General features: G+C 72.8%; 9 protein-coding genes. 5 read left to right on the top strand and 4 right to left on the bottom strand.

Going from position 1 to position 12,072, the window contains the following annotated elements; all coding sequences use genetic code 11:
• Window positions 1-8 precede the first annotated feature (8 nt).
• Entirely contained in the window at window positions 9-2,252 is a 2,244-nt protein-coding gene (locus ABT053_RS40205; RefSeq protein ID WP_350976769.1) for a CHAT domain-containing protein, read from the bottom strand.
• A gap of 131 nt (window positions 2,253-2,383) precedes the next feature.
• On the opposite strand from ABT053_RS40205, the gene ABT053_RS40200 reads away from it, so the two are divergent.
• On the top strand, window positions 2,384-3,343 hold the full coding sequence (locus tag ABT053_RS40200) for a glucosyl-3-phosphoglycerate synthase (protein ID WP_350976766.1): 960 nt from the start codon (window positions 2,384-2,386) through the stop codon (window positions 3,341-3,343).
• 241 nt (window positions 3,344-3,584) lie between these two features.
• Here the strand turns inward: ABT053_RS40200 and ABT053_RS40195 are convergent, their stop codons facing one another.
• A complete protein-coding gene (locus tag ABT053_RS40195) occupies window positions 3,585-4,565 on the bottom strand; it encodes a threo-3-hydroxy-L-aspartate ammonia-lyase (RefSeq protein ID WP_350976765.1) in 981 nt (326 codons plus the stop codon).
• A gap of 435 nt (window positions 4,566-5,000) precedes the next feature.
• Between ABT053_RS40195 and ABT053_RS40190 the strand changes: the two genes are divergently transcribed.
• Window positions 5,001-5,435, top strand: coding sequence for a cold-shock protein (locus tag ABT053_RS40190; protein ID WP_350976763.1), 435 nt, complete (start codon window positions 5,001-5,003; stop codon window positions 5,433-5,435).
• Between the two features lie 61 nt (window positions 5,436-5,496).
• Here ABT053_RS40190 and ABT053_RS40185 read toward each other — a convergent pair whose 3' ends face one another.
• Window positions 5,497-6,882, bottom strand: a complete 1,386-nt coding sequence (locus ABT053_RS40185) for a glycoside hydrolase family 16 protein (protein ID WP_350976761.1) — start codon at window positions 6,880-6,882, stop codon at window positions 5,497-5,499.
• 436 nt (window positions 6,883-7,318) lie between these two features.
• Here ABT053_RS40185 and ABT053_RS40180 point away from each other — a divergent pair, with 436 nt between their 5' ends.
• From ABT053_RS40180 to ABT053_RS40170, 3 genes are all read left to right on the top strand, one after another.
• Window positions 7,319-8,158: a copper resistance CopC family protein gene (locus tag ABT053_RS40180; RefSeq protein ID WP_350976759.1), complete on the top strand. Its 840-nt coding sequence runs from the start codon at window positions 7,319-7,321 to the stop codon at window positions 8,156-8,158.
• A 209-nt stretch (window positions 8,159-8,367) separates the two neighbouring features.
• Entirely contained in the window at window positions 8,368-8,754 is a 387-nt protein-coding gene (locus ABT053_RS40175; protein ID WP_350976758.1) for a cupredoxin domain-containing protein, read from the top strand.
• Window positions 8,755-8,763: 9 nt separating this feature from the next.
• A complete protein-coding gene (locus ABT053_RS40170) occupies window positions 8,764-10,080 on the top strand; it encodes a hypothetical protein (RefSeq protein ID WP_350976757.1) in 1,317 nt (438 codons plus the stop codon).
• A 132-nt stretch (window positions 10,081-10,212) separates the two neighbouring features.
• Here ABT053_RS40170 and ABT053_RS40165 read toward each other — a convergent pair whose 3' ends face one another.
• A complete protein-coding gene (locus ABT053_RS40165) occupies window positions 10,213-11,796 on the bottom strand; it encodes a S1 family peptidase (protein WP_350976756.1) in 1,584 nt (527 codons plus the stop codon).
• Window positions 11,797-12,072 lie beyond the last annotated feature (276 nt).

Genomic DNA, 12,072 nt, shown 5'->3' with positions numbered 1-12,072 from the left:
GTCCGGCGTCATCCCGTGGGCGGGGCCGTCCGGTGCAGCGTGAGGGACGGGTGGCCGTGGAACTGGTAGGCGCCCGCGCCGTCGGGGTCCTGCGCGCGCATGGACCGCAGCACCTCGGCCGGTGGCTCGCCGCCGAGGCAGCGCCGGTAGAACTCCGGCACCGCACCGCCACCGGCGGACCAGAGCGGGGCGACGACCGCGCTCGCGCCCGCGAGCAGGAACGCCTGGGCGTTCCCCGGCTCCTCCAGGAAGACGAACGGCGCCCCGGCCAGGTCGTGGCCCAGCGCCTCGGACGCGGATCCGCCGTCCGTGAAGTGGACGACCTCGGGACCCTGGCCGAGCACGCCCAGGACGTCGCCGAGCGCGGGGGAGACCTGCGTGGCGCCGTGGTCCGTCACCAGCGGATGCGCCCGCGCCTCGCCGGACACCACCACGACGCGGTCTGAGCGCGCGTGCGAGGGCGGGGGCAGCTCGGGACGCCGGCCGCCGAGGGGCCAGCGGCCGGTCACCGCCTGGCAGTTCAGGTAACCGGGGAGCGAGGGGTCGTACGGCTGCTCCAGCACGGCCAGTTCCCAGGGCACGTGCGGCTCCTGGGAGAGGAACAGCACGCTCGGGCGGCGCGGCGCCACCCGGGCGGCCACCGCGTTCAGCAGCTCCCAGAACCCCCACGGCACGCGCGAGCCGACCTCCCGTCCCAGCTCCTCGGAGAGGCGGCCCCGCCCGGTCAGCCGCGCGCCGAACTCCGAGGCCCGCGTGCCGAGGTCGCAGAGCTCGGCGCGGTCGGGGGTGACGAAGTGCGGCGACTGGTAGGTCCACCACAGCCGCCCCGGCCTGTCGCCGTGGACGATGATCGCCGTGACATCCGCGGGCTCGCCCATCAGGGACGGGCGGATGGGGGTGCCCGAGACCGGCTCCAGCGCCTCGTGCCCGCTCAGGCTGCCGGGCGAGCCGTGGACCGTGATCGCGCGCAGGCCGAACCCGATCACCTGGCCGCGCACCGCGTAGGCCGCCTGGATCTGCCTGGAGACCTCCGGCTCCTCCTGGGCGAGGGCGACCAGGTTGACCGCGGCGCGCGGGTACGGTGCCGTCCCGTCGGCGCGCAGCCGCACCCGCCACCCGCCGGGAGCGTCGAAGCCCTCGGCGACGAGCTGGATGTCCAGGTCGAGCGGCTCGCGCGGTATCGCGGTGCCGTCCTGTCCCTGGCCGGGCGCGACACCGATCGCCACCTCGGCACCCCAGCCCGCGACCGCCTCGGCGGGGGACTCGATCAGCGGGATCCCCTTCCACTCGGGCCCCGGCGCGGTGGCGGGCGTCTCCTTGCGCCGCCTGCGGAAGGCGCCGGTGAGCCGGTCGAGAACCGAGGGCCCCCGGTCCCCGGTGGGAGCCGGCGTCCCGGCGGGCGGATCGGCCGGCGTCGGCGGGGGCTGCGGGGTCGGCACCGGCGAGGCCTGAGGCGCCGGTGACGGTGGCCCGTGCGGTGCCTGGGGTGCCTGTGATGCCTCCGGTGCCTGTGATGCTTGCGGCGTTCCCGGCGTTCCCGGCGTTCCCGGTGCTTCTGGGGAGAGGGACTGGGGTGTCTGCGGACCAGGGGACGGCGGCGGGGGGAACGGCGACGGGAACGGCGGGGACGCAGGAGAAACAGGGGGCGCGGGGTCGGCGGCCTGGTCGGGGCGCAGCCAGTCGGCGCTCATGGCACCGGTGGACGGCAGGTCGTCGTACCCGTTGTCGTGCCCGCCCTCGCGCGGGTCCTCGCCCCGCTCCCGCGACGCCCGCCCGGGGCCGGGTGCCGGACGCTCCCGCTCCTCCGCGCCGGGGAGCATCCAGTCCGGGGTGTAGGCGGCGGTCTGCGGGGCGTCGGCCGGGTCCCAGCCGGAGGGGTCCGTGCCGTTCGGCGGCGCCGTGCCCCAGGAGGGCGGCGTGGGACCCGCGCCGCCCGGCGACGGAGGACTGAGGCTGCTCCCGCCCCCGTGCGAGCCGGACTCGGCGCCCGTTCCCTGGGCGAGCAGGGGAAGCACCTGCTCGGCGGTGACGCCCCGGTCCAGGCTGAGCAGCGTGGTGAGCCGGTCCCAGGCGGGGCCGTACTCGGCGATGAGCATGATGACCGCGTCGGCCAGTTGCCCGGGAGGCCGGTTGCCCGCCTCGGCGAGCAGCGGATCCAGCCGGTCGCGAAGCTCGCCGGAGGCGCCGCCCATCAAGCTGTCGAGCTCGTCGCGGACGCCGCGCGCCGCCCGCATCACGGCTACCGGGTTCATGCCGTTCCCCCTCGTTCCGGACTGGACTGATCTTCCCACCTGCGCGGTGGGGACGGGAGCCGGTAGGTGTGCGGAATCGGCGCCACATATGGTGATACCCCTAACCACCGAGGTGATGGAAAGGACGGGTTGTGCTACCTGAGGTCGAGGCGTGGCTACGCGGGCGCACCTCATCCTCGGCCGACTGGGCGCTGCCGGAGCTGCTGGCGGCGAAGGGGGAGACGACGATCAGCGTCGTGCTGCCCGCCCGCGACGAGGAGGAGACGGTCGGGGAGATCGTCGCCGCGATCCGCCGCGATCTCGTGGAGGCCGTGCCGCTCGTCGACGAACTCGTGGTCATCGACTCCCGCTCCGTCGACGACACCGCCGCGCGCGCGGCGCGGGCCGGGGCGACGGTGATCGCCCAGGACGAGGTCCTGCCCGACCTCAAGCCACTGGACGGCAAGGGCGAGGCGCTCTGGAAGTCCCTCGCCGCGACCTCCGGCGACCTGCTCGTCTTCGTCGACGCCGACCTGCGCGAGTTCCGCACGTCCTTCGTGACCGGGTTGCTCGGCCCGCTGCTCGCCGACCCGGCGGTGGTCTACGTCAAGGGCTGCTACGACCGTCCCCTGCGGAACGTGCAGAGCGGCGGCGGCCGGGTCACCGAGCTGGTCGCGCGCCCCCTGCTCAACCTGCACTGGCCACGGCTGGCCGGGTTCGTGCAACCCCTCGCGGGGGAGTACGCCGGGCGCAGGTCCGTGCTGGAGAGCGTCCCGTTCGTCACCGGCTACGGGGTGGAGCTCGCCCTGCTGATCGACCTGCTCGACCTCGCCGGTCTCGACGCCCTGGCCCAGGTCGACCTGGGCCGCCGGGTGCACTCCCACCAGTCGACGGAGGCGCTCGGCGGGATGGCCGCGCAGATCCTGCAGACCTCGTGGTCGCGCCTGGAACGCCAGAACATGATGGTCTCCCTGCACCGGCCCTCCCCCCGCCTGGCCCAGTTCCGCCGGGGCGCGGACGGCCACCAGGTGAGCGTCCGCGACGTCGCCGTCGCCGAACGCCCCCCGATGATCACGATCCCGGCCTACGGCGCCGACCGCCCCGCCCGCTGACCAGGCCGTACGGCCGGATGACCACGTCGTACGGCCGGATTACCAGGTCGTACGGCCGGGAGCCCGACGTCCGGCGGTGAGGACATCGGCGGCTCCGGGGACGTTCTCGCGGGGAGGGCCTGGTCCGCGCTCGCGGCCTCGCGAGAGGCGTCCCCGGAACCGGCGTTCCGAGCGGTGCTCCGGACGGTTCTCCGGGCCGGGGTCCGGATGGTTCTCCGGGCCGGGACCTGGGGCGCGGCGGTCACGAGGCCAGCAGGGACGCGTAGCGCTCCAGGTCGACGTTGCCTCCGCTGACGATCACGCCGACCCGCTTCCCGCCCAGTTCGGCGGCGGGGTTGCGGACGGCGGCGAGGCCGAGGCAGCCGGTGGGCTCGACGACGATCTTCATCGCGGATCCGAAGAGCTTCATGGCGTCGACGAGCTCGGCGTCGGTGGCGGTGACGATGTCGTCGACCTCGCGGCGGATGATCTCGAAGGGGTAGGCGCCGAGGTGCTGGGTCTGCGCGCCGTCGGCGATGGTCTTCGGCGTGTCGATGTGGACGATGGAACCCTCGCGCAGCGACCGCCGCCCGTCGTCGCCCGCCTCCGGCTCGACCCCGTACAGCGCGCAGCCGGGTGACAGCGCGCGGGCCGACAGCGCCGTGCCGGAGAGCAGGCCGCCCCCGCCGAGGGGGACGAAGAGCGCGTCGAGGTCGCCGACCTCGTCGAACAGTTCCTTGGCGGCGGTGCCCTGACCTGCGATCACGTGGGGGTGGTCGTAGGGCGGGATCAGCGTGAGGCCGTGGTCGGCGGCGAGCGCGCGGCCGATCTCCTCCCGGTGCCCGGTGTAGCGGTCGTAGCGGACGATCTTCCCGCCGTACCCCTCGGTGGCGGCCACCTTCGAGGCCGGAGCGTCGTGCGGCATGACGATCGTGGCCGGGATGTCGAGCAGCCGGGCGGCGAGGGCGATCGCCTGGGCGTGGTTGCCCGAGGAGTAGGTGACCACGCCGGAGCGCCGCTGCTCGGGGGTGAACCGCGACAGCGCGTTGAACGCGCCACGGAACTTGAAGGCGCCCATCCGCTGGAAGTTCTCGCACTTGAACACCACGTCGGCGCCGACGCTCTCGTTGATCCGGCGCGAGCGCAGCACGGGGGTGCGGTGGGCCTGCGGCGCGATGTGGGCGGCGGCGCTCAGGACGTCGTCGTAGGTCGGTGGCGTCGGTGGCGTCGGTGACGGGGACATCGGCTGCCTCTCCTCGGTCGGCACGGCTACGGACTCGAAGCCTGGCATCCCCGCCGTCCGGCCGGTGTACCGGGGGCGGGTTCCCCGCGCGGCGCGGGGCGGTTCCGGCGGGTGACCGTTCGCGGTGTCGTGAAGCTGTGTCGTGAAGCTGTGTCGTGAAGCTGTGTCGTGAAGCTGTGTCGTGAAGCTGTGTCGTGAAGCTGTGTCGTGAAGCTGTGTCGTGAAGCTGTGTCGTGAAGCTGTGTCGTGAAGCGATGTCGTGAAGCGGTGTCGCGGGGGTGGTGCGGGTGAGGTCGTGGAATCGGCTGGGACACGGTCGGCCGTCCGGTCTAGCATCGGGTCGTCCGCGGTGTGACAGGCAGGCGGACTCACCGTCCGGACAGTTCCGGAAGGTGACGGCGAAGCGGTGCGATTCTCTGTGTAGGTGGTGTTGTTGTGGCAGTAGGTACGATCCTTCGTTTCGACGAGGTACGCGGGTACGGTTTCATCGCCGCGGTCGGCGGGGGCGAGGATGTGTTCTTCCACGCCAACGACTTCGGCGAGAGCCGTCACGTCGTCCAGCCCGGCCTGCGGGTGGAGTACGAGGTCATGGAGGGCGAGCGCGGCCTGAAGGTCTCGACCGTCAGTCTCCTGGACCCGCCGCCGGTCCGGCGGCCGGTCGTGGCGGCGGCGCCCCCGGTCGCCCTGGCCGCCTCGCAGCAGCTCGGTGACGACGACGGCGTGTGCGACGTGCTGTCGGCGAAGTCCTTCAGCGGCGCGGTGACCGAGCTGCTCATCGAGCACGCGCCCACGCTGACGGGCGCGCAGATCGCGCAGGTCAGGCAGCGCTTCCTGGTGTTCGCCCGGTCCCACGGCTGGGTCGACGACTGAGGCGGTACGGCTTGCGCGTCCCGGAGGGCGCGCAAGCCGCGGTCGGTCCGGTGGCCGGGGGTCAGCCGCCGAAGGAGAACCAGTTGAGGTTGACGAAGTCGGCGGGTTGCCCGCTGCTGAAGGTGATGTAGACCGTCTGGGTCCCGGTCACGCCGCTGATGTTGGCCGGGACCGTGCGCCAGCTCTGCCAGCCCCCGGTGTTGCCGAGGGCGAAGTCGCCGATCGGGGTGGCCGTCGGGCTGCCGAGGCGCACCTGGACGAGCCCGCTGGCCCCTCCGGCCGCCCCGGACGCGACGCGGGCGGTGAACTGCCTGGCCGCCGTGGTGCCGAAGTTCACGCCGTCGAAGCGCAGCCAGTCACCGTTGCCGATCTGCGCGACGTTCTGCCCGCCGCCGCTGTCGGTGGTGGTCTCCAGCGACGTGCCCGACTGCGCCTGGTAGCGCTCGGCCTGGATGGTCGAGCGGGCGTCCACCCCGCCGGGGGGAGGCGTGATCGTCGGGGTGGGGCCGGGACCGGAGCCGCTCTGCCATACGGCCACGTAGTCGACGAGCATCGGGCGTCCCGAGACCGTGGCGGCGGTCGGGGTCTGCCCGGCCAGCGCGTTGGGGAAAGCCCCGCCCATGGCCACGTTGAGCAGCAGGAAGTAGCCCTGGTGGCCGGTCATGTTGTTCCAGGTCGTGGCGTCGAACTGCGACTGGCTCACGCTGTGGAACTGCTGCCCGTCGACGTACCAGCGCAACTGGTTCGGTGTGACGGCGCGGTCCCACTCGAAGCGGTAGGTGTGGAACGCCGACTGGCAGGAGGAGCCGGGACACGCCCTGCTGGCGCCGAGGCCGGTGGTCTCGTTGCAGGGGCCGCCGGGGTTCACGCCGCAGTGGAGCACGCCCCAGACGGAGTTGATGCCGTTGACGTTCTCCATGATGTCGAACTCGCCGATGCCCGGCCAGTTCCAGTAGTTGCCGCGGTACGGCGCTCCCAGCGCCCAGAAGGCGGGCCAGTAGCCCAGGGCCGCGCTGCCGGTGACGTTGGGCATCTGCAGGCGGCTCTCGATGCGCAGGACGCGCCCGGCGGCGGGCTTGAAGTCCGCGCGGCGGGTCTCGACGCGGCCCGACGTCCACTCGCTCCCGTTCTTGATCGGGGTGATGCGCAGGTTCCCGCCGCCGTCGAGGCTCAGGTTGGCGGGGCTGTCGGTGTAGCGCTGGACCTCACCGGTGCCCCAGTTGGCGGGGCCGCCCGGGTAGGCGTGGCCGGTGTCGACGATCCAGTTGGCGGACGAGGGGAGCGATCCGGCGCCGCCGTTGAAGTCGTCGCTCCAGACCAGGGACCACCCGGAGGGGGTCGGCGGTACGGAGGCATGGGCGGCGATCGCGATCAGCGTCGGCACCAGGGCGGCGGCGATGACCGAGATCCATCCGAGAGAGCGCTTTCTTCGCGGGGGGTTGCTCATTCGGAACCTCTCACAGGGCGAACGAGAAGGACGGCCGAACGTCGCTGCAGCGTAAAGACCGATTGGTTTCACTGTTACGCGAATGTTAAGTTTGGTCAACACCCCTGTCGGAAAAAGCCTGAGAGCGCTCTCTACCTCTGGTCACGCCTGATCGCGCCTTGTCATGCCTGGTCGCGAGGGCCGGGGATCCGCCGTGCGCGCCGCGGAGCGGTATGCGGAAGGGGCATGGGCCGGGTGCGAGGCGGGTGCGGGACAGGTGCGGAGGAGATGCGGGGCGGCGGGCTCACAATCCGCGGCCCTCTTTCGTTGGATACGCACTGTAGTTCTGTTCATATGGGACAAAAGCGGCTACTCTCGACGGGAATTGACCTTGAGCGGTCGAAATCGCCCGCGGTTCCCTTGGCCTGCGGGCCTTCGGTGGAGAGCAGGGGTGGCGATGGCGCGCTGGTTGGGCCAGTTGCTCGTACTGGCCGTTGTCGCCGGCGTCGCGCTGACCGCCCTGGCGACGCCCGCGTCCGCGCACGGCCAGCTCGCGATGTCGACGCCGGCCAAGGACAGCACGGTGAAAGAGCCGCTGGAGTCGCTCGCGCTCTACTTCACCGAGAAGCCCGCCCCGAACGCGTACTTCACCGTCACCACCCCCAGCGGTGCCCGCGTCGACGAGCCGTGGTCGCACGGGGAGCCCAAGCGCCTCGACGAGCCGGTCACCGAGTACAACCTCGTGGACGGCACCTGGCAGCCGAGCCTCTATCACACCGGGTTCCCGGCGATGGTCCCGGTCGCGTACTGGCCGGAGCAGGGGCTGTACGTCGCCCGCTACGTGTCGGTCGCCTCGGACGGCGAGAAGGTCACCGGAGAGGTCAAGTTCACCTACAAGGGCAAGATGTCCGGGCCGCCCAAGGGCTGGAAGGCTCCCACGAACGAGCCCGACCCCGCGCTGCTCAACCCGGCGGAACCCGGCGTCACCGCGCCGTCGGCCGGACCGGCCGTGCCCGCCACCTCCCAGGCCACCCCGCAGACCACACCCCAGGCCGCGGCCTCGAACGCGCCGCAGGCCGGCTCGGGCTTCGACCTGTCGGTGTGGCTGCTGCCCATCCTCCTCGTCGTCGGAGTGGGGTTCATGGTGGTCCGGGCGGCACGGCGGCCGTCCCCCCGTGACGCGGAGGTCCGGCGGCGCTCCACCGGGCCGCCCGGGAGAAAGCCCCCGGGCCGGCCCGCGACCACGGCGGGCAAGGCGCGGAACGGCAAGGCGGTCAAGACCGCCAAGCGACGCTGACCCGGCCCGCACCTGTTCGCACCCGCCCGCACCCGTTCGTACCTGCCGCACCCGTTCGTACCTGCCCGTACCTGCCCGCACCTGTCAGTCCCCCCTGGGCCCCGCCGGGGTCCCGCCATCCCGTCCCCGTACCGATCCGCCGTCCTCGCCACCGTGCCGGCTCGCCGCCTCCCACGCCGGCCTGACACCCACCCTCCAGGAGAAGAGTCATGACGTCCCCCCTTGCCCGCCGCCGTTCGCCGTTCGCCGTGCTCGTGCTCGGCGCGACCCTGCTGATGGCCCTGCTGACGGCCACGGCCTGCGGCTCGCCCAGCGCGGCCCCCGGCGCCTCGACGGTCAAGGAGATCGCGGTGACCATCGCCGGGCGGCAGGTGACGCCCCCGCCCGGGCGGATCGACGTGACCAAGGGCCAGACGGTACGGATCACGGTGACCGGTGACGCGGCCGACGTGGCGCACGTGCACGGCTACGACAAGGCCGCCGACCTGAAGCCGGGTACCCCCGCGACGATCGAGTTCGTCGCCGACCAGGACGGTCTGTTCGAGGTCGAGACCCACGACTCGAAGCTGCAGCTCTTCCAGCTCGTGGTGCGCTAGGCCCGCGTGATGCTCCTCGCTCACGGCATCGGCGGCCGTCAGGACCTGCCGATCCCCTTCGAGGCAGCGCTGACCGGCGCGATCCTCGCCCTGCTGGTGTCGTTCGTGGCACTGGGCGCCCTGTGGACCGAGCCTCGGCTCGGTGGCGAACTCCGCCGTCCCCGCCCGCTCGCCTCCGTGGTCCAGGGGATCGTGTCCGCGCGGGCGTGGCCGTGGTTCTGGCGCGCCGCCGGGCTCGTCGCCGGGGCGTACTTCTGCGTGGGCCTGCTCTTCGGCCCGGACCGGGTCGAGAACCCCACGGCGGGGGTGTTCTACGTCCTGTTCTGGGTCGGCCTGGTGCCGCTCTCGCTGCTGTTCGGACCGGTGTGGCCGGTCCTCAACCCGCTGCGGACGCTGCACCTGCTGGCATGCAAGGGGCTCGGACGCGACCCCGAGACCGGGCTGCGCCCGCTGCCGGGCGGGATCGGCTACTGGCCCGCCGCGGCCGGTCTCCTCGCGTTCGTCTGGCTGGAACTGGTCGCCCCCGAGCGGGCCACCCTGCCCGTCATCGGGGCCTGGCTCGCCGTGTACGTCGTGTTCATGCTCGGCGGAGCGGTGCTCTTCGGGTCGCGCTGGTTCGGCCACGCGGACGCGTTCGAGGTCTACAGCACCCTCGTCGGCCGGCTCGCCCCGGTGGTGAGAGGCCCCGACGGCGTCGTGACCTGGCGCAACTCGCTCGACGGGATGGCCGGGCTCCGGCCGGTGCCGGGGCTGACGGTGCTGGTGGTGGTGCTCCTCGGCTCCACCATGTACGACAGCCTCTCCAACGCCCCGATCTGGGTGCGCTTCGTGCAGGAGAGCTCGGTGCCGGCCCCGGTCGTGGGGACGGTGGGCCTGCTCGTCGTCATCGGGCTGGTCCTCGCGGCGTACCGTGGCGCGACCTCGCTGGCCGGCCGCTGGGGCGCGGCGGAGCCGGGCACGACGGCGGGCGAGCTCGCCCACGCGGTGGTCCCGATCGCCGTCGGGTACGTGGTCGCCCACTACTACACGCTCCTCCTCCTCGAAGGCCAGCGGACCATCTCGCTGCTCTCCGACCCGCTGGTCAACGGAGGCAACTGGCTCGGTACGGCGGGGTGGACCGTCCAGGCGATCGGTACCTCCCCCGCCGGGATCGCGATGCTCCAGGTGACGGTCATCGTCATCGGTCACGTGCTCGGCACCGTGCTCGCCCACGACCGCGCGCTGGCCCTCTTCCCGAGGCGGACCGCCGTCATCGGGCAGATTCCCCTCCTGGTGCTGATGGTGGTCTACACGGTGGTGGGCCTGCTCCTCCTCTTCGCGGGCTGACCGGCCGTCGGCGGATCCGCCCTGTCACCGGGCCGGGCTGGGCCGGTCATCGGTCCCGCTACCGGTCATCGGTCCCGCTACCGGTCATCGGTCCCGCTACCGGTCACCGGTCTCGCTACCGGTTCCGCTCCGTTATCGGAGCGGAACGGCGGGGACCGGCCGCGGAGTGGGGACCGGAGACGGGGCGGACGCAGGAGGCGGGGCGGGGGCGGCGGTCATCAGGGTGAGGCGGTAGGCCTTGAGGATCTCGCGGATCGGCTGGAAGTAGGTGACGGTGTCCGTGTCGTCCGTTTCGCAGTCGCCCCAGCCGCCGGAGGTGACCCCCTGGGCCTGGTCGATCGAGACGAAGGCGCCGCCGGAGTCGCCCCTCTCCGAGCAGACGTTGGTACGGGTCAGCTCGAACAGCTTCCCCGTGGGGTACACGGCACTGACGTCGTGCTGCAGGATGAGGCCGCAGTGCCAGCCGGTCGTGGAGCCCGACCGGCAGACCGAGGCGCCCTCGACGGCCACCGTGGCGCCGGTGACGGGCACGGTGGTCTCCGCGCCGCCGGTGCTCACCTCCGCCGTGGGCACCCAGTCGTCGTTCACCGCGATCCACGCGAAGTCGCTGACCGGGAAGGTCGAGCCCTGGAAAACTCCCTGCGCGACCCGGTTGAAGCCGGTGGTGACGTCGCCCTTTTTGCCGCAGTGACCGGCGGTGACGAACCCCCTGCGCTTCCCGCGGGTCACCGGGAAGCCGACGGAGCACCGGCCCGTACCGATGTAGTAGGCGTCACCGCCCTTGAGGTCGTACCGGGGACGCTCGGGGACGCGCGACTCCACGCGCGGGGAACGCCCCGGGACGCGCAAAGGACGCTCCGGGACGCGCGGGGAACGTCCCTGGAGGGGAGGCGGCTCCTCCTCGGTGGCCACCACGACAGCGGCTTCGAGGGCACCACCGCCGACGGTACGAGGACGCGGGTCCTCCTCGGAGGCCACCACGACGACCAGGTTCGTGTCCACCCCGATGGACTTGACGACGCTCTGGGTCACCGGGGCGTACCGGGACAGGACGACGACCTTGTTGCTCCGCACGTCGACGTAGCGGACACTGCCCCCGGCCGGATGGGCGGGCAGGGCGTCGTCGAGTTTCCGCTTGACCGCCTTGAGCGTCGCCAGCGACGCGCGGACGACCTCGGCCCTGGCGCCCGCGGAGACGATCCTCGGGATGTCGGCGGCGCTGGTGGTGGCGACCACGAGGGTCCGCGCCGTGGTCCCGGTGAACCAGGAGCCGGCGAAGCGTCCGCCGAGCTCCTCGCGCAGCCGCGCCTCGACCGGTGCCAGCCGGATCTCGTTGCGCAGCCGGGCCTCGGCCTGCCTCCTGGTGAGACCGAGGTCGCGCTGGAGCGCCTCGATGACGCCCGGCGGCAGGTTTATCGCGGGGGGAGTGCTCTCCGCCCTCTGGGGCGGCGCCACCGGGGTGAGGACCGTCGGGATGACGGCCGCCGGGGTGGGAACGGTGCCCCCCGGCCGGGGCGCGGTGACGGCGGGAGAAGGGGCGGCGGCGGGCGGACGTGCCGGGGCGGTGACGGCGGGAGAAGGGGTGACGGCGGGCGGACGTGCCGGGGCGGGGACGGCGTCCGCCGCCCAGCGCGCGGCGACGGCCGGAAGGGTCGTCAGGGTGAGCGCGGTGATCGCCAGGACGCACCCCGTGGCGGCGATGTGGCTGCGGGACATGTGGTCTCTCCTCGGCCTCGGCTGTGAAGCGTGAGGGGGGAGATCGCCCCGCGTCGTGATGAACCGTGCGACACGGGCATCGCCACCCTAATCCAGCCACCACCGGTTCCGGCCGGCGAAGCCGGACGCCACGCTGCGCGCCCGCCCGGTTTGACCGTGGGACGTGGTGGAGATGAAGGGGCAGGCGGGAGAGCCGGTGTCGTCGGGTGGCCGGTGACCGCGCCCCGGTACCGCGGGCGGGACCGGGGGGCAGCAGACATGTCCGTCTACGTTCAG

The organism is Streptosporangium sp. NPDC002524 (assembly GCF_040295985.1).
GTDB lineage: Bacteria > Actinomycetota > Actinomycetes > Streptosporangiales > Streptosporangiaceae > Streptosporangium.
Note: the sequence above shows the minus strand (reverse complement) of the source record. Positions and strands in the feature narration are given on the sequence as shown.

Excerpts from the sequence above, each read along its gene's own strand:
- ABT053_RS40205 (WP_350976769.1), bottom strand. The coding sequence starts at position 2,252 with ATGAACCCGGTAGCCGTGATGCGGGCGGCGCGCGGCGTCCGCGACGAG.
- ABT053_RS40195 (WP_350976765.1), bottom strand. The coding sequence starts at position 4,565 with ATGTCCCCGTCACCGACGCCACCGACGCCACCGACCTACGACGACGTC.
- ABT053_RS40185 (WP_350976761.1), bottom strand. The coding sequence starts at position 6,882 with ATGAGCAACCCCCCGCGAAGAAAGCGCTCTCTCGGATGGATCTCGGTC.
- ABT053_RS40180 (WP_350976759.1), top strand. The coding sequence starts at position 7,319 with ATGGCGCGCTGGTTGGGCCAGTTGCTCGTACTGGCCGTTGTCGCCGGC.
- ABT053_RS40175 (WP_350976758.1), top strand. The coding sequence starts at position 8,368 with ATGACGTCCCCCCTTGCCCGCCGCCGTTCGCCGTTCGCCGTGCTCGTG.
- ABT053_RS40170 (WP_350976757.1), top strand. The coding sequence starts at position 8,764 with ATGCTCCTCGCTCACGGCATCGGCGGCCGTCAGGACCTGCCGATCCCC.
- ABT053_RS40165 (WP_350976756.1), bottom strand. The coding sequence starts at position 11,796 with ATGTCCCGCAGCCACATCGCCGCCACGGGGTGCGTCCTGGCGATCACC.